This window comes from Flavobacterium sp. PL12 (genome assembly GCF_039123485.1).
Lineage (GTDB): Bacteria > Bacteroidota > Bacteroidia > Flavobacteriales > Flavobacteriaceae > Flavobacterium > Flavobacterium weaverense.
This window is the reverse complement of the sequence record NZ_JBANDI010000006.1, coordinates 71,813-88,800: the sequence shown is the minus strand read 5'-3', so window position 1 is coordinate 88,800 and position 16,988 is coordinate 71,813. Positions and strand designations below refer to the sequence as shown.

General features: G+C 32.3%; 16 protein-coding genes and 1 riboswitch. Of the genes, 1 reads left to right on the top strand and 15 read right to left on the bottom strand.

What is annotated here, in order from left to right; genetic code table 11:
- Positions 1-34: 34 nt before the first annotated feature.
- The gene (locus tag RCH19_RS04640) at positions 35-1,033 is read right to left on the bottom strand and encodes a zinc dependent phospholipase C family protein (protein WP_343022239.1); all 999 of its coding nucleotides are present in this window, start codon (positions 1,031-1,033) and stop codon (positions 35-37) included.
- Between the two features lie 97 nt (positions 1,034-1,130).
- Between RCH19_RS04640 and RCH19_RS04635 the strand changes: the two genes are divergently transcribed.
- A complete protein-coding gene (locus RCH19_RS04635; protein WP_343022238.1) occupies positions 1,131-1,871 on the top strand; it encodes a YoaK family protein in 741 nt (246 codons plus the stop codon).
- Here RCH19_RS04635 and RCH19_RS04630 read toward each other — a convergent pair.
- From RCH19_RS04630 to RCH19_RS04565, 14 genes are all read right to left on the bottom strand, one after another.
- On the bottom strand, positions 1,864-2,826 hold the full coding sequence (locus RCH19_RS04630) for a putative sulfate exporter family transporter (RefSeq protein WP_343022271.1): 963 nt from the start codon (positions 2,824-2,826) through the stop codon (positions 1,864-1,866). The two genes, RCH19_RS04635 and RCH19_RS04630, sit on opposite strands and share 8 nt — an antisense overlap.
- A gap of 87 nt (positions 2,827-2,913) precedes the next feature.
- Positions 2,914-3,813, bottom strand: coding sequence for a LysR family transcriptional regulator (locus RCH19_RS04625; protein WP_343022237.1), 900 nt, complete (start codon positions 3,811-3,813; stop codon positions 2,914-2,916).
- A 21-nt stretch (positions 3,814-3,834) separates the two neighbouring features.
- Positions 3,835-5,862 carry a hypothetical protein gene (locus RCH19_RS04620; protein ID WP_343022236.1) on the bottom strand — a complete coding sequence of 676 codons (2,028 nt, stop codon included), beginning with the start codon at positions 5,860-5,862 and terminating at the stop codon, positions 3,835-3,837.
- 61 nt (positions 5,863-5,923) lie between these two features.
- A complete protein-coding gene (gene fabG, locus RCH19_RS04615; protein ID WP_121925183.1) occupies positions 5,924-6,670 on the bottom strand; it encodes a 3-oxoacyl-[acyl-carrier-protein] reductase in 747 nt (248 codons plus the stop codon).
- 212 nt (positions 6,671-6,882) lie between these two features.
- On the bottom strand, positions 6,883-8,199 hold the full coding sequence (locus RCH19_RS04610; protein ID WP_343022235.1) for a Na+/H+ antiporter NhaC family protein: 1,317 nt from the start codon (positions 8,197-8,199) through the stop codon (positions 6,883-6,885).
- Between the two features lie 56 nt (positions 8,200-8,255).
- Positions 8,256-8,353, bottom strand: a riboswitch (SAM-I-IV-variant riboswitch).
- A 134-nt stretch (positions 8,354-8,487) separates the two neighbouring features.
- The gene (locus RCH19_RS04605; protein WP_343022234.1) at positions 8,488-8,910 is read right to left on the bottom strand and encodes a hypothetical protein; all 423 of its coding nucleotides are present in this window, start codon (positions 8,908-8,910) and stop codon (positions 8,488-8,490) included.
- A gap of 210 nt (positions 8,911-9,120) precedes the next feature.
- Positions 9,121-9,993 carry a succinate--CoA ligase subunit alpha gene (gene sucD, locus RCH19_RS04600; RefSeq protein ID WP_121925180.1) on the bottom strand — a complete coding sequence of 291 codons (873 nt, stop codon included), beginning with the start codon at positions 9,991-9,993 and terminating at the stop codon, positions 9,121-9,123.
- Positions 9,994-10,089: 96 nt separating this feature from the next.
- On the bottom strand, positions 10,090-10,452 hold the full coding sequence (locus tag RCH19_RS04595) for a nuclear transport factor 2 family protein (RefSeq protein ID WP_121925179.1): 363 nt from the start codon (positions 10,450-10,452) through the stop codon (positions 10,090-10,092).
- A 1-nt stretch (position 10,453) separates the two neighbouring features.
- Complete coding sequence (locus RCH19_RS04590) at positions 10,454-11,383, bottom strand: UDP-3-O-(3-hydroxymyristoyl)glucosamine N-acyltransferase (RefSeq protein ID WP_343022233.1); 930 nt, start codon at positions 11,381-11,383, stop codon at positions 10,454-10,456.
- A 91-nt stretch (positions 11,384-11,474) separates the two neighbouring features.
- A complete protein-coding gene (gene efp, locus RCH19_RS04585; protein WP_343022232.1) occupies positions 11,475-12,041 on the bottom strand; it encodes an elongation factor P in 567 nt (188 codons plus the stop codon).
- Between the two features lie 139 nt (positions 12,042-12,180).
- Complete coding sequence (lpxA, locus tag RCH19_RS04580; protein ID WP_121925176.1) at positions 12,181-12,966, bottom strand: acyl-ACP--UDP-N-acetylglucosamine O-acyltransferase; 786 nt, start codon at positions 12,964-12,966, stop codon at positions 12,181-12,183.
- A gap of 84 nt (positions 12,967-13,050) precedes the next feature.
- A complete protein-coding gene (locus tag RCH19_RS04575; RefSeq protein WP_343022231.1) occupies positions 13,051-14,439 on the bottom strand; it encodes a bifunctional UDP-3-O-[3-hydroxymyristoyl] N-acetylglucosamine deacetylase/3-hydroxyacyl-ACP dehydratase in 1,389 nt (462 codons plus the stop codon).
- The gene (gene lpxD / locus RCH19_RS04570) at positions 14,432-15,475 is read right to left on the bottom strand and encodes a UDP-3-O-(3-hydroxymyristoyl)glucosamine N-acyltransferase (protein WP_343022230.1); all 1,044 of its coding nucleotides are present in this window, start codon (positions 15,473-15,475) and stop codon (positions 14,432-14,434) included. The genes RCH19_RS04575 and lpxD overlap by 8 nt, the downstream gene beginning before the upstream one ends.
- Before the next feature lie 40 nt (positions 15,476-15,515).
- Complete coding sequence (locus RCH19_RS04565; protein ID WP_121925174.1) at positions 15,516-16,745, bottom strand: HD domain-containing protein; 1,230 nt, start codon at positions 16,743-16,745, stop codon at positions 15,516-15,518.
- Between the last annotated feature and the right edge of the window lie 243 nt (positions 16,746-16,988).

Here is a 16,988-nt window from a genome sequence, read left to right as displayed (position 1 = left end):
TTATCCTCAGCCGTTTTCTAATTGTTTGTAAAGCTTATTCTTTTTCGTTTATCAAACCAAAAAGTCTTCCGTGTTCAAAAGTCTTCAAATCCTTTCTCAAGTATTTACGGTTGCGCTTCGTAAGTTCCTTTGCATCTAATTTACTCAAATCTGGTTTTCCAGCATTAACCCAAGCAGTATACCAGAAGCTAGAAGTCACCGTAATCGCTTTTCTCATTTGCTTTTCAACCATTCCGTTCAACTCTGTGTGGAATCTATTAGCATACTCATCAGAATATAACATTCCTCCGTATTTATTTTTAACAACTGCTCCATTGGAATCAGTAACGTACATTTTGTTTTCAGGAGTTGCTGTTCTAAGTTTTTTGTCCGCAGCTAATAAAGGTTCTACTAAACTGTGCGTATCAAACATTAATTCCCAGATTGCTGCGTCAACATTCTCTAAGTACTTTCCTTCTGGAACATTTAATTTATAATCCTTAACAAATAATTCCGGCAAACGACTTTCCCATAAAGAGTGAATTCCTTTTTGGTTTGTATTTTGACCATCATGATTGTCAGAAGTGTGCAAAGGCATGTGCGCATCGGCGATATAATGACCTAAATCACCTGCAATAAATAAAATTTCATTTTTTCTTTTGTCTTTAAAAGCTTTTGTTAATTTTACCATCATATCTTGAATATGCCATGGTAAAATACCGTTTTTATCTAAAAATTTGTCATCATATTTCTTTTTTGCCTCTTCCATAGTTTTTGGAAATGTCGCTACATCACCAAAATTTTCCATGTCAAAATAATGACGAGCAGGTTCAACTTTATCATTCAAGACATTTCGTCGTAAGTCTGGAACACTAGATTCTTGTGTAATATAATCGATGTGATTATAAAAGAAAGTTTGTAATGGAGCTGGCAATGCTAAAACTGCTCCTCTATTAATTCTTTCATGTCCAATCACTCCCCAAGATATTACTAAAAAAGCAACTACAAGAGTAGATAAAGCGATAAGCGTAGGCTTAATTTTAAAATTTTTCATTAAATTTAGTTTTTAGAAGTGCAAATGTATTTCTTTAAATCGTTATTAGAAATAATTGGCGTTTAAGATTCTGTTAATTAGAAAGAAAATCATATTTATGTTTCGTCATCAAGGTAAAAACAGAACTTTTATTCACAATCTTCGTTTAGCAGTCCTTTTGTCATTTGTTGCAGGAATTGTTAACATTACTGGAGTTTTGTCGCTGCAAACCTTAACTACAAATGTGACAGGTCATTTCGCATTCTTTGCTGAAGAAGTAATGAAACAAGATTATATAGGAGCACTTACTTTTTTACTATTTGCCATTTTCTTTCTAATGGGCGCTTTTACCTCTAATTTTTTAGCGGAGTTGATTTCTAAAAAGCATCCTAATTTATCACACGTAATTCCTATCTCTTTAGAAATGTTAATTTTATTTATGATTGCTATTTTTGGCGCTCAAACTAATGTAATTATAATTAATGGAAAATGGTTAGCCTTTGCAATGCTCTTCGCGATGGGAATTCAAAATGCTTTGGTAACTAAAATATCTCAATCAACAGTTAGAACTACGCATTTAACAGGCCTTTTTACTGATCTTGGTATCGAATTATCACAATTGTTTTTTTATAAAAAAATAGAAGAAAATAGAAAGTTAAAGACAAACATTTATTTAAAACTTTCAATCATAAGTTTCTTTTTCATTGGTTGCGTTTCTGGAGGTTTCTTATTTGGCACTTTAAAGATAAAAACACTTTTCGTCGCAGTATTATTTTTATTAATTGCACTTTTATATGATTATATCAGAATGCAGTTTCATGTCATCAAACGCAAAACTATGCAACATAAATCTAGTTGAAGTACATGATTGAAAGTAGCGCAGCTGTTGCTATAAAAATCCAAAGTAAAACTCCTTGAAACAACGGTTTTACACCAACAGATTTAAGGACATTGAAATTCAATCCAGCTCCTATTAAAAATAGGGTAATTGTTAATCCTATTTTTGCAATATCTACCAAATAAGGTGCTACAATTGCTGTTTGAGGAAGATAAGTATTTAACAGCATCGCTATAATAAATAATCCAATAAAGTATGGAATTTTAATTTTGCTTGATTTATTTTTAAACATAACAGATGTTAATAAAGCAACTGGAATTATCCATAAAGCTCTAGCTAGTTTTACAGTAGTCGCGATTTGTAGTGCTTCAGGTCCATATTTATTAGCAGCACCTACAACCGAACTTGTATCGTGAATTGCAATAGCACACCATAATCCAAACTCTTGCTGGGTAAGATCTAACCAATGTCCGATTGCTGGAAATAAAAATAGAGCAACAGAATTTAAAATAAAAATAACTCCAAGAGCTACTGAGGTTTGCTTTTCATCTGATTTCAGAATTGGTGCAATGGCAGCAATAGCACTTCCGCCACAAATAGCAGTACCGCAAGAAATTAAATGAGATGTTTTTTTATCAATTTTTAACCATTTACCAATTAAAAGTCCTAAAATTAAAGTGCAAAAAATCGAAGCTACGGTAAAAATAAATCCTTCTTTTCCCGCTGACAGTGCACTGTTAACGTTCATTCCAAATCCCAATCCAACTACAGATATCTGCAGTAAAATACTAGTTGCTCTATGATTAAGATGTAAGAAGGGATGACCTGAAAGATTAGCTACTATTAATCCTAGCAGTAAAGCTACTGGCGGAGAAATTAGACCACTTAAACACAAAAGTGTTAAAATAATAAAAATTATTTTTTGAAAACTAGGACTTACAGCAAGGAATGCGCTAGTGTTTTTCTGAGGTATTATATTTTGATTTTTCAAAACAAAGTTATTTAATTATTACCCTACAAAGATCAGTCGATTAAATAACATTCCATCATCACAATAAGAACTCTAGTATAACGGTAAGTTATAGTAAGTGGCTAATGTTTTAATAAATAAATCTGAAAGAGAATCTTTTTTACCTTGCAAACTGATAATATAGAAATAGCGTTCAATACTTAAATTTTTTACATCTAATATTGCGAATTCATTATTTTTAAGTTCTTTTTCAATCGCGTAAATTGAGATAAACGCAACGCAATCAGAATTTAATAAATAGGATTTTATACTTTCAGTACCGCCTAATTCCATCTCGATGTTCAAATCTGCTAATTTGAGTTGAAATGGCTTTAAAGCATGTTCAATAACTTCAAGTGTTCCAGAACCTTGCTCCCGAATTAGAAAATTCATTTGCTTTAAATCTTCTTGAGTTACTTCTTCTTTGCTAGCAAAAGGATTAGAACTCCTGCATACTAATACTAATTCGTCCTTTAGAAACGGTGTGTATTTTATAGACTTATTTTTAGATGCACCTTCAACAATTCCAATTTCAATTTCTTTACTTAATAATGCACTTTCAATTTGATCCGTATTACCATTTAGTAAATTGATTTTAATGTTTTCCATTTTCTGATGAAAACGTGCTAGAATTGGTGGTATTATATATTGCGAAATGGTAGTGCTTGCGCCTATTCGTAATACTCCTGATCGTTCATTTATAAGAGCACTCATATCAAAATCAATTTCTCGATAAATATCAAAAATACCCGCACTATGTTTTAGTAATACTTCTCCAGCAGTTGTCAATGATATTCTTGAGCCATTTCTTTCAAAAAGCTTAATTTTATATTGTTCTTCTAGTTCATTTACGTGTTTAGAAATTGCCGGCTGAGTAATAAACAATTCTGTCGCAGCTTTTGTAAAACTTAACCGTTTTGCGACGGTATAAAAAACTTTTAGCCTAAAATCCATAATTTTTCTGTTTTCATTCTTTTAAAGTAGACCGTTGTATTTGCGAACAAACCATTCCGTCGCTAATAAAATTGATATAAATACTAGTAGCCAGATCCAGTCAACTAAAGGAGTTTTAACAACAATGTTTTTCTGGATTGCTTTATATTCTTCATTTTCTAAAAGCGATTTGATTAAAGCGTCGATTTGATTTGGAAAATAAGCTTTAGCACTAGTTTGAGCTGCTAATTGAGTCAACTTCTCAACATCTGGATTTACAAATTGCTTTTCGATATCAAAATCAAGAATCTCAAAATTACTAGAATATACATTGTTAGTATTTAGTTCTCTCACAGTGAAATTATATGCACCAGCTTTAAGTCCATCGAGATTAACTTTGTAATAATTACTACTTTTTAGCAAGTCATAATTTTTAGTTTCTTTCGTTGTGCTATTTGTCACAGCTATTGTCAAACGAGCTTTTTCATCAAACTCGTAATTTTTATTAAAATACTGAGCTGATATTTCAATTCCCGCACCAAAGTTATAAAATCGTTCGTGCTCAACAACTAAAGATTTCTTTCCTGCAGTTGTGGATAAAAATTGAATTATTTTATCAATAAAAATATCATATTTTTCAAAAGATTGATTCGCAACATGAGTTTGCAATCTCCATTTCCATGTATTTTCACCAAGAAGATAGGCGCTGCGCCTGCCTTGATTTTCAGTAAAGGCAAGTAAAGGAAAATTTGTATCTATGTTTCGAATTTTAGATGAAAGCAAAACAGAAACCGATCCATTCACACTGACTGTTCCGTATGGATTTTGTAATGGAGGTAAATTTTCAAAACCAATATTTTCAGTTGAAAAAGCATTAAACTGCCCATTAAAAACAGCCAAGTAGTCCTCTTTTCCAGCACTCATTTTAAAACTTAGATTACTCTGTTGTTGGTTTAAAAAAGTAAAGTCGGTACTGTTACCAGTAATTATAAAAGTATTAATTCTAGCTATTTTATTGCTTTCGAATAGCGATTTAAATTCAGTTGTGGGTTGGTACAAAATCAAAACATTATAATCTTGTAATGATTTGATTTCATTGGGTTTAAGAATCGTTACTTTGCGTTGAACATTACTTTCAATAGCTCTTTTAAATGAACCTAAATCAGGATGATTAATACTTGAAACAATAGCTATATTAGTTTTTTGATCAATGACTTCCACAACAAAATTCTTAGTGTTGTTATAAGTATTTTTCTCTTTTTCTACAGATGATATAGTAGCTTTATAGATTTGTGTGCCAATTTTATCTGCAGGTAAAAGTACCTTAACTGTGGCAGTTTTTGAGTTAGCGGAAAACGAAATGCGTTGCTTACTTAAAACCGAATTCCCTTGAGAAACTGTAAAGTCTGCTGTTAGATCTTTCGAACCAGAGTACTGTAAAAAAGCTTCTACAGGAAACTTGCCCTTTAAAAAAGCGTACTTATTAACATTTAATTGATTTATTTTCAGATCTAAAAAACGAGTTGTGTCACCTACGATTATTGGATAAACCTTATTTGCATCTCCAAAACTGTATAGATAATCATTTCCTGATGTTTGATTACCATCAGTAATTAAAACAGTTGGATACAACGTGTTTTTATAAATACTTTTTAAATCTTTTCCAGCCTTAGCAATATTAGTTTGCGTTCCTTCGAAATCAAATAATTCTGAAGATTCAAATTCATCTGAAAACTGATAGGACTGTACTTCAAATTTATCTTGAATTTCTTTGTTGGCACTTATTTGTTTGTATACTTCAATAGTTTTCTCATTACTATTTAAAAATGAAATTGAGCTCGAATTATCGACTAGTAATGCCAAAGGTGTTTTAACAATTTCAAATGTATTCTTAGTAATTATTGGATTTATAAGTAATATTAAAATCGAAAAAATAGTTAGAAAACGTAAAAAAGCCAAAAACAAATTTACTTTAGATTTGTTTTTGACTTTAAAAATATATTGAAAATAGGACAAACTCCCCGCTATTAATAATGAAAGAAGTAGTAATAGCAGCGTCGTTGTTGTCATATTCCAGCGGTAATTAGAATTCAGGTTTTAAATATTTATCTAAAAACTGATTACTCTAGTATTAAGTAAGCATTCCTCCACATACGTTCATCACTTGTCCTGTCACATATCCGCTCATATCTGAAGCGAAGAACAGACAAGCGTTAGCTACATCTTCAGTAGTTCCGCCACGTTTTAATGGAATACCATCTCTCCATCCTTTTACAACGTCCTCATTTAATTTTGCTGTCATTTCGGTTTCTATAAACCCAGGAGCAATAACATTACAACGAATATTACGAGAACCTAATTCTAAAGCGACTGACTTAGAAAAGCCGATAACTCCAGCCTTAGAAGCTGCATAATTCGTTTGACCTGCATTTCCTTTTACTCCTACTACTGAACTCATATTAATAATCGAACCAGCACGTTTCTTCAAGAAGGTCTTTTGAATGGCTTTTGTCATATTAAATACTGATTTTAAATTCACATCAATTACTTTGTCAAAATCTTCTTCAGACATTCGCATTAGTAAGTTATCTTTAGTGATTCCAGCATTGTTTATCAAAATATCAACTGTTCCAAATTCTGCTAAAACAGCCTCTACAAAAGTTTGTGCTTGATTGAAATCAGCAGCATCAGATTGATATCCTTTTGCCTTGATTCCAAGAGCATTTAGTTCGTTTTCTAAGGCTAAAGCTGATTCGACAGAAGAACTGTATGTAAACGCTACATTTGCTCCATGCTTAGCAAAAACTTCTGCAATTCCTTTTCCTATTCCGCGACTTGCGCCAGTAATTATAGCTACTTTTCCTTCTAGTAATTTCATATTCTAAAACTTAGTTTAATTTTTATTTGGAGCTTTTCCTGCTATTCGCTACAATCTTTTATTTATGTCATTGCTTCGTTCCGCGCAATCAACAAAAATAAAAGGATTTTCACTTCTATCAGGGCTATTTTATATCTGCCAAATATATAATATTTACTTTTTTAAAAAAAATTGAAATCCATATACATTAATGTAAATGCCTTGTTTTAATTTTAAATCAGTCGATTAATCCATTTATCCCAGAAATTAACATAAATAGCAAACAATGTAAAAATAAGTAACAGTAAATGATACCAAGCATTAGAAATCAAATCGAAAAAATTTAACTGACCATTAGCAAAACTTAATATTAATAAAACTTGAGCACCATAAGGTAAAATTCCTTGTATTACGCAAGAGAATATATCTAAAATTGTAGCAGTTTTTCTCGCATCAAGTTGATATTCATCGTTAATTTCTTTCGCTATTGTTCCTGTGATTACAATGGATACCGTGTTGTTAGCAATTGCAAGATTAGTGAGACCAACTAAAGTTCCAATTCCCATTTGCGCTGATTTTTTACTTTTAATTCGTTTTTTGACTTGGAATAAAACATAATCAATTCCGCCTGCTTTTTCCACCATTGCAGCTAATCCGCCAGAAAGCATAGATAACAAGAATATCTCCGTCATACTTGTAAATCCTTCATATATCTTTTGAGCAAAAACCATAAGCGTTAAGTCACCACTAAAATATCCGATCAGTCCAGCAAATAAAGTTCCTATAATCAAAGTAGAAAAAACGTTTACTCCAATGACTGCAAGAACAATGACTAATACGTAAGGTAAAATTGTAAGCCAATTAAAGTCATTTACGGGAATGGTAACCGGAACAATCTCAGAGTTTAATCCTAAGTAAAAAAACAATGCAATCGTTACAATAGCTGCGGGTAGAGCTATAAATAAATTGATTTTGAATTTATCTTTCAGTTTACAGCCTAATGATTGAGTTGCGGCAATTGTTGTATCTGAAATCATTGAAAGATTGTCTCCTAACATAGAACCTCCTAGCAATGCACCAGAAATTAGTGGTAAAGATGCACCGCTTGTCGTCGCTAAAGTAACAGCAATGGGACCAATAGCAACTATAGCACCTACAGAAGTACCTGTCGCTGTAGAAAGAAAGGCTGCTATTAGAAAAATTCCTAGCGGGAAATAAGCAACATCAATATTATTAATACCTAGACTTACAACTGCATCAACTCCGCCGGTAGCTTTACTTACCACAGCAAAAGCTCCAGCCAAAAGATAAATAAGACACATAGTCATAATTTTGCTTTCTCCGCAACCAGCAATTAATGTATTTACTTTTTCTTGCGTTGAATTTTTAAATAGTAGGAATGCTGCTATTATACCTACTAATACAGCAACCGGTGAAGGAAGAGCATAGAAATCATTCAGAAAAATGCCAACTCCTAGAAAAGTAGCGATAAAAATAAATAAAGGAATTAGTGCGAATGGGTTACCATTATTTTTTGCATTTTGGATCATAATCAATTTTTGAATTAAAATTGTTACGACGATAAACTAAAAAGCTAAATGGGAATAAAAACAACATTTTTTCCAAAGGATTTGGCTTATCGTTTTAGCACCTTGCTCGTTGTTGCAGGTTGCTATCTCATAATTGAGATTCGTGATAACGGTTGCAAAAGTAGTTCATATTTCATTATAAAAACAAACAAAAATTAGCATTTATTATTATTATTATTATTATAAAACAAAAAAGACCTTACCGAAGTAAAGTCTTTAAGAGATAATAGTATATTTATTGGTTATAACTTAAAAAGCTACATTCCATTTTGGCAATCTTCCATTTTCATCTAAGAAATTTTGTAATACTTGACCTTCCACTGCAGTTGGTATTGCTTTACTTTTATCATTAAAAGTTTCGTACCAAACCACTTCTAAAGTAGTAATATCTTCTATTTTCATTTGCGCTGGCCAAGAATATTTTCTTCCTGTTTTTGCAAATTGGTGTCCTTCAACAATTTTGTCATTTAAACCACCATTTTTAATTTTCAAAGTTCCGTCATTTTGAACGGTTCCAGTAGAACCTACCATAATTAGCTCTTTCTCTTCTCCAACAGCATAAACTAGAAATACGCCAGAACCTTCTGATGCATTGCAAACTTCTGCTAAACTATCTTCTGCTGTAAATGAAAACTGATTGGTAACTTTGAATTTTTTTAATTCCTTGTACATATATTATATTTTTATTTGAATTGGCTTCCTCAAATAGAGCTCTAAAAATCTTGAGCAGTATCTAAACCATTCGTTTACGTTTGTTATTTATTAAAAAAACTATAAATCATCTATTTTTAATAAAGTGCAAAGGTATTCTTTAATTCCATTTTATAATAAAAAAGCCTCACAAAATGCGAGGCTTTTAAAATATTTGTATTTAGAAAAAGATTATCCTAAAACTTCTTTTACTTTTTTACCAATCTCAGCTGGAGAATCCACTACGTGAATACCGCATTCTCTCATGATTTGTTTTTTAGCTTCCGCAGTATCGTCAGATCCACCAACAATCGCACCGGCGTGTCCCATTGTACGTCCTGCTGGAGCAGTAACTCCTGCAATGAAACCGACAACTGGTTTACGATTACCATCAGCTTTAATCCAATGAGCAGCATCAGCTTCTAATTGTCCACCAATTTCACCTATCATTACGATACATTCTGTTTCTGGGTCATTCATTAACAACTCTACTGCTTCTTTTGTAGTAGTTCCAATAATTGGATCTCCACCAATTCCGATAGCAGTTGTGATTCCTAAACCTTGTTTTACAACTTGGTCAGCAGCTTCATAAGTTAAAGTTCCTGATTTAGAAACAATACCTATAGTTCCTTTTTTGAATACGAAACCTGGCATAATACCAACTTTAGCTTCACCAGGAGTAATAATTCCAGGACAATTAGGACCTATTAATCTTGCATTTCTTTCTTTAACATAACTGTTTGCTTTAATCATGTCAGCAACAGGAATTCCTTCTGTAATTGCAATAATTACTTTAATACCTGCATCTGCAGCTTCCATAATTGCATCAGCAGCAAATGCTGGCGGTACAAAAATGATAGTTGTGTCAGCTCCTGCTTGTTCAACAGCATCTTTTACAGTATTGAAAACAGGTCTGTCTAAGTGAGTTGTTCCACCTTTTCCAGGAGTTACACCACCGACAACGTTAGTTCCGTACTCAATCATTTGAGAAGCATGGAAAGTTCCTTCACTTCCTGTAAAACCTTGAACAATTATTTTGGAATCTTTATTAACTAAAACACTCATGATATATTATTTTATGTAGTTTTTAAAATTGTTATGCAAAAGTATAAAATTGTAAGCAGTAAATGGGTATCGCCTATTCAGTATTTTAGTACTTAATTATGATAATTGACTCATTTGATATCCTCGATACAATTTATTGTCTTTTATTTCCCAAATAACAATAAAATGCGCCAATAGCATTTCTTCTCTTGGGTTTTCAATCGTTTTCACAAAATGAGAATATCGTACAGAAACTATATCCTGTTCTGCAATAATGTGACTAATTCTAACTTTCGAACGAACATAAGCTTTACTTAATTCGCCTGAAAGATTTAGTAGTGCATCGTAGTTTAATTCAACAAATCCTTTGCTGCTATTCCACTCCACGATAATATCGGGATGTACAAAATCTTTTAAAACTTCACTATCAATTAAAGCATCAGACTTATAAAATTTCTTAACAATTTCTTTAGCAGACATATTATTTTATTTTATTTAAAATTTCAGGAATCTTTTTGATATTGGCTAACTGCTTCAATTTTTCTCTTGATTCTTCTATAGGTGTTCCAAAATAAGATTTACCACCTTCAACAGATTTTGTAACTCCAGTTTGACCCAGTATTACAGCCTTAGCACCAATTGTAATTCCGCTTGTGGTTCCTACTTGGCCCCAAATAGTTACTTCATCTTCGATGATAACGCAACCAGCAATTCCCGTTTGCGAAGCAATTAGACATTTTTTTCCAATAACTGTATCATGACCTACATGCACTTGGTTATCAATCTTTGTTCCTTCGCCAATTGTTGTATCACCAGTAACACCTTTATCAATTGTGCAAAGTGCACCTATTCCAACATTATCTTTTATTACAACTCTACCTCCAGATAATAATTGATCAAATCCTGCGTCTCGCTTTTTATAATAGAAAGCATCTGCACCAAGTACTGTACCCGCATGAATCATCACATTATCACCAATTACCGTATGATCGTAAATTGAAACATTAGAGTGAATTAAGCAATTTTTTCCAATTATAACGTGATTTCCAATAAATGTATTTGGTTGAATTACAGTTCCTTCTCCTATTTTAGCTGAAGTAGAGATAGAGGTATTCGAAAATTGAAAAGGCTTAAAGTAATTCGTCAATTTGTTGAAATCTCTAAAAGGATCATCTGAAATTAGCAGTGCTTTTCCAGCTGGACATTCAACGTTCTTATTTATTAAAATAATAGTTGCCACAGAATTTAATGCTTTATCGTAATATTTTGGATGATCAACAAATACGATATCACCTGATTCAACAACGTGGATTTCATTCATTCCCATCACTGAAAAGTCCTTATCGCCAACGAATTCGCAACCAATAATAGTTGCAATTACTTCTAAAGAATAAACCTTGGGGAATTTCATATGTATAATTAGAAAAATTGTCAATTAGAAAATGAGTCAATTGAAACAGAAGTCAACTAATTGACTCATTGAAAAATTATCTTAATTAGGATTACTCTTTTACGCGTTCCATGTAATTTCCAGAAGTAGTGTCAATTTTGATTTTGTCACCTTCATTGATAAATAACGGTACATTTACTGTTGCACCAGTCTCAACTGTCGCTGATTTTGTAGCATTTGTAGCAGTATTTCCTTTAATTCCTGGCTCTGCATACGTTATTTCTAGCACTACAGATGATGGCATATCTACTGAAAGAGGTAAATCAGTTTCAGTATTAATACTTACCATTACATTTTCTCCTTCTTTTAATAAATCAGGTGAATCTAAGATATTCTTATTCATAGAAATTTGCTCATACGTTTCTACATTCATAAAGTGAAACAAATCACCTTCGGGATATAAATATTGAAATTTATGATTTTCTACTCGTACTTCCTCGATTTTGTGACCTGCAGAAAATGTATTGTCTAAAACTCTTCCAGTTGTTAAACTTCTTAATTTAGTTCTAACAAAAGCAGGACCTTTACCTGGTTTAACGTGAAGAAATTCTATGATTTTATAGATGTCATTATTAAACTTAATGCACAACCCGTTTTTAATATCTGATGTAGATGCCATTTATGTATTTTTTTATTCCTTCAGCAACATTTCTCAATAAGAAGAAAAGCTGAAACTGGAAATTTGTTATTTATTATTTTTATCTTTTTGTGTTTTTTTATTCTAGTTTAAATTCGCTCTCGCTAATGAAAGCATTGAATTAGTAATTTCCAGAATATCCTTTCATTACACCACGAGAGGAATTTCTAATGAAATCAATTATCTCATCTCTTTCGGGAGTTGCTTCCATTTCAGCTTCAATAATTCCTAAAGCTTGAGTTGTGTTGTAATTTTTTTGATAAAGAATTCTATAGATACCTTGAATTTCTCTGATTTTTTCAGAAGTAAATCCGCGTCTTCTCAATCCAACTGAATTAATACCAACATACGACAAAGGTTCTTTTGCAGCCTTAGTGTATGGAGGAACATCTTTTCTTAAAAGAGAACCACCAGAAATCATTGCGTGATCTCCAATACTTATAAACTGATGGACTGCTGATAATCCGCCAATTATCGCATGATTTCCTACTGTAACGTGTCCGCCAAGTAAAACTCCATTTACAATAATTACATTATGACCAATGTGACAATCATGTGCGATGTGAGCCGTTGCCATAATCAAGCAATTGTCTCCAATCGTAGTTTGACCTGATGCAATAGTTCCTCTATTAATGGTTACACATTCTCTTATAGTACAATTGTCGCCAATTATCGCTAGAGAATCTTCTCCCCCAAATTTTAAATCCTGTGGAACCGCTGAGATTACTGCACCGGGGAATATATTACAATTTTTCCCAATTCTTGCTCCCTCCATTATGGTTACATTCGACCCAATCCAAGTTCCATCTCCAATAATCACATTGTTGTGAATAGTAGTAAATGGCTCAATGACTACATTTTTGGCTATTTTGGCGCCAGGATGTACATACGCTAGTGGTTGATTCATCAGCTGTTATTTATATTTTAAATTTCTTAGAATCAGAACGCAAAAAGTAATTACTAAAGTATTTATTGCTTTCTTATTCTAAATCTATTGTTTCTTTGCAATTTGAGCCATTAATTCCGCTTCAGCAACGAGTTTACCATTGGCGTAAGCATTAGCTTGCATGTGACAAATACCTCTTCTAATAGGTGTTATTAAATCACATTTAAAAATTAAAGTATCCCCAGGAAGTACTTTCTGTTTGAACTTCACATTATCAATTTTCATGAAATAAGTCAAGTAATTTTCAGGATCTGGAACGGTACTTAGAACAAGAATCCCTCCTGTTTGAGCCATAGCTTCCACAATTATAACTCCTGGCATTACCGGAGCTTCTGGAAAATGTCCGACAAAGAAATTTTCATTCATTGTAACATTTTTCATACCTACAACATGACTTGCAGACATCTCAATAATTCTATCAATAAATAAGAATGGAGGTCTATGAGGAAGAACAGCCATAATTTTATGAATGTCCATCAAAGGTTCAGCATTTAAATCATAAACTGGAACATAATTTCTTTGTTCAATTTTTATAATTTTCGCCATTTTCTTAGCGAACTGTGTATTAACAAAGTGACCTGGTTTATTAGCAATTACTTTTCCTTGTATTCTAGTACCAATCAAAGCTAAATCACCCACAACGTCTAACAATTTATGTCTTGCAGCCTCGTTCGGATAATGCAAAGTAAGATTGTCCAAGATTCCGTTTGGTTTAACCGTAATTTCATCTTTACCAAAAGCAAGCTTTAAATTCTCCATCGTAGATGCAGAGATCTCTTTATCAACATAAACGATGGCATTATTTAAATCACCACCTTTTATTAAACCATTTTCCAATAATGATTCTAATTCATGTAAAAAGCTGAAAGTTCTAGATTGCGAAATTTCAGTTTTAAAATCAGAAATACTTTTCATGTTTGCATTTTGAGTACCTAAAATTTTAGTACCAAAATCAACCATAGCAGTTACACAATAATGATCACTTGGCATCACTAAAATTTCACTTCCTGATTCTTCATCAGTAAAAGAAATAACTTCTTTTACAATATATACGTTTCTTTTTGCATTTTGCTCTTCAAATCCAACAGACTCAAGGGCTTCAACAAAATATTTAGACGAACCATCCATTATAGGCAGTTCTGAAGCATTTAATTCAATTATAACATTGTCTAAATCACATCCTACTAAAGCAGCCAAAACATGTTCTGGAGTTTGAATTTTAACTCCAAGTTTTTCCAAATTAGTTCCGCGTTGTGTATTAACAACGTAATTTGCATCTGCCTCTATTATTGGGTGTCCTTCTAGATCTACTCGAACAAAAGTAAAACCATTATTCACCGGAGCAGGTTTAAAAGTCATTTTTACTTCTTTACCGGTATGTAATCCAACTCCAGTTAGCGAGATTTCTGTTTTGATGGTCTTCTGTTTAACCATTGTTTCCATTTTTTTGGTTTAATATTTGTTTCTTTAATTCTTTAATTTCATCAACAATTTTAGGCAAGTTCTTAAAATGAACAAATGATTTACTAAAACTATTATATCCAAATGCAGGGCTACCCTGCAAAATTTCATTATCTTTTATGTTCTTACCGATTCCAGCCTGAGCTTGAATTCGGACATTGTCTCCAATGTGTAAATGACCGGAAATTCCAACTTGTCCACCAATCATTCCGTTTTTGCCAATCTTGGTAGAACCCGCAACTCCTGTTTGAGCAGCAATAACAGTGTTTTCACCAATTTCAACATTATGTGCAATTTGAATTTGATTGTCTAATTTGACTCCTTTTCTAATAATTGTCGAACCCATTGTAGCCCTATCAATCGTTGTACAAGAACCAATATCTACATTATCCTCTATAATAACATTACCTATTTGAGGTATTTTAGTGTAGGTTCCGTCTGGATTTGGCGCAAAGCCAAAACCATCTGATCCAATTATAGCTCCCGAATGCACCGTGCAATTGTTTCCAATTATCGTCTCTGAATATATTTTTGCACCTGCAAATAAAGTGACATTATTTCCAACTACAACATTATCTCCAAGAAAGCAATTAGGATAAATTTTCACATTATTTCCTATCACAACATTTTCACCTACATAACTAAAACTGCCCAAATATAGGTTTTCTCCATGTATTACGCTAGGCGAAAGAAAAGAAGGTTGTTCGATCCCACTTTTGTGCTGTTTTACTTCATTATAATAAGCTAGTAATTTTGAAAAAGCGGCGTACGCATCTGGCACTTTTATAAGCGTAGTGTTCAAACCTGATTCCGGAACAAAAGTATCATTAACTATTGTAACAGAGGCTTTAGTAGAATATATAAAATTAAGATATTTAGGATTTGATAAGAAAGTGAGAGAACCCTCAGTACCTTCTTCAATTTTTGATAACCTAAAAACTTCGGCTGTTGGGTTACCAATTACTTCTCCTTCTAAAATCCCCGCTATTTGTTCTGCTGTAAATTTCATTGCGACAAAAATATAAAAAAATAGATTTTAAACGGTGTTTTTATAACAGTTGTTTTGGAAAACAGATGTAATACTTGGTTACCGATTTTGATAATGATTTTAAATTCAATTGGTCTGATGACTCAATTACGTCCTCCACCGAACTATCTTTTTTCAAAATTCGTATGGGATCCGCTTCTTTACTGTAAGCTTGATTTTTTATTTTTCCCTTAAAAATGAAATAATTTGTGTCAGCTATAGAAATGTTGTTTTCTGCAGCGAAGCGCTCTTTTAAAGGTTGTAATTCCTCTAAATCTACTTTTTCATTAGTCAGTTTTATTTTCAGTAAATCGCGGTTGACAATCATTTTACTTAAAGTTGACAATATAAAGTCATCATTTTTTTGCCAAGCTTTTAGAGCACCAATAATATCGAAGTCGTCTAATTGAGCAAATAAATCTAAGGTGTCAGCATCAAAAGTTTCCATTGTAACCTTATGTTCCATGAAAAACAGTAATGGCTCACTGCAGGAAAGCTTCACTCCTTTTAAAGTTAATTCCTTAGCCCGTTTTAAAATTCGCATCAAAATCAACTCTGCTACTAAACTGGTTTTATGTAAATAAGCTTGCCAATACATTAATCGTCTCGACATTAAGAACTTTTCGACAGAATAAATTCCTTTTTCTTCAATAACCAAATAATCCTTATCGACATTCATCATTTGGATTAACCGTTCTGAATTTACATTACCTTCCGCCACACCAGAATAATAACTATCTCGTTTCAAATAATCCATTCGATCCATATCTAACTGGCTCGAAATCAATTGAAGCATAAATTTTCGATGATACTCCCCTTTAAAAACTTTAATCGCCAAATCAAGCTTGCCTTTAAATTCAACATTAAGTTGGTTCATAAAAAGCAATGAAATTTCTTCATGATGCACCTCTTCCACTATACTTTTTTCCATTGCGTGCGAAAAAGGTCCATGTCCTATATCATGCAATAAGATTGCGATATACAAAGCATTTTCTTCCTCTGGAGAAATAAGAATTCCTTTGAAACGCAACACATCGACTGCTTTTTGCATTAAATGCATGCAACCTAAGGCGTGATGAAAACGAGTGTGATTTGCTCCCGGATAAACTAAATACGATAATCCCATTTGAGAGATGCGTCGCAATCTTTGAAAATAAGGATGCTGAATTAAATCGTAAATTAATGCGTTTGGAATTGTGATAAACCCGTAAATGGGATCATTAAATATTTTAAGCTTATTGATTTGACTCACTATAAGTTTTTTTTAGGTCAACAAATATAAGGAAATAACATTCTAAATCAGAAATCGTAGTTCAAGGCTGAAAAATGATTAGTCTGATAAGTATGCTATTCTAAAAATATCAGAATGACTTTTACCAAAAAAATTAATAAAATCCCAAATAGTACTAAATCCACGACTGCAGAATTTTTAATTTCTTTTTTTACTTTTTAATAATCATAATCTGCAGCAAGCTAATACACTAAGATAAATGTT

Coding starts and splice junctions, on each gene's coding strand:
- RCH19_RS04640 (WP_343022239.1), bottom strand. CDS start 1,033: ATGAAAAATTTTAAAATTAAGCCTACGCTTATCGCTTTATCTACTCTT.
- RCH19_RS04635 (WP_343022238.1), top strand. CDS start 1,131: ATGTTTCGTCATCAAGGTAAAAACAGAACTTTTATTCACAATCTTCGT.
- RCH19_RS04625 (WP_343022237.1), bottom strand. CDS start 3,813: ATGGATTTTAGGCTAAAAGTTTTTTATACCGTCGCAAAACGGTTAAGT.
- RCH19_RS04620 (WP_343022236.1), bottom strand. CDS start 5,862: ATGACAACAACGACGCTGCTATTACTACTTCTTTCATTATTAATAGCG.
- fabG (WP_121925183.1), bottom strand. CDS start 6,670: ATGAAATTACTAGAAGGAAAAGTAGCTATAATTACTGGCGCAAGTCGC.
- RCH19_RS04610 (WP_343022235.1), bottom strand. CDS start 8,199: ATGATCCAAAATGCAAAAAATAATGGTAACCCATTCGCACTAATTCCT.
- RCH19_RS04605 (WP_343022234.1), bottom strand. CDS start 8,910: ATGTACAAGGAATTAAAAAAATTCAAAGTTACCAATCAGTTTTCATTT.
- sucD (WP_121925180.1), bottom strand. CDS start 9,993: ATGAGTGTTTTAGTTAATAAAGATTCCAAAATAATTGTTCAAGGTTTT.
- RCH19_RS04595 (WP_121925179.1), bottom strand. CDS start 10,452: ATGTCTGCTAAAGAAATTGTTAAGAAATTTTATAAGTCTGATGCTTTA.
- RCH19_RS04590 (WP_343022233.1), bottom strand. CDS start 11,383: ATGAAATTCCCCAAGGTTTATTCTTTAGAAGTAATTGCAACTATTATT.
- efp (WP_343022232.1), bottom strand. CDS start 12,041: ATGGCATCTACATCAGATATTAAAAACGGGTTGTGCATTAAGTTTAAT.
- lpxA (WP_121925176.1), bottom strand. CDS start 12,966: ATGAATCAACCACTAGCGTATGTACATCCTGGCGCCAAAATAGCCAAA.
- RCH19_RS04575 (WP_343022231.1), bottom strand. CDS start 14,439: ATGGTTAAACAGAAGACCATCAAAACAGAAATCTCGCTAACTGGAGTT.
- lpxD (WP_343022230.1), bottom strand. CDS start 15,475: ATGAAATTTACAGCAGAACAAATAGCGGGGATTTTAGAAGGAGAAGTA.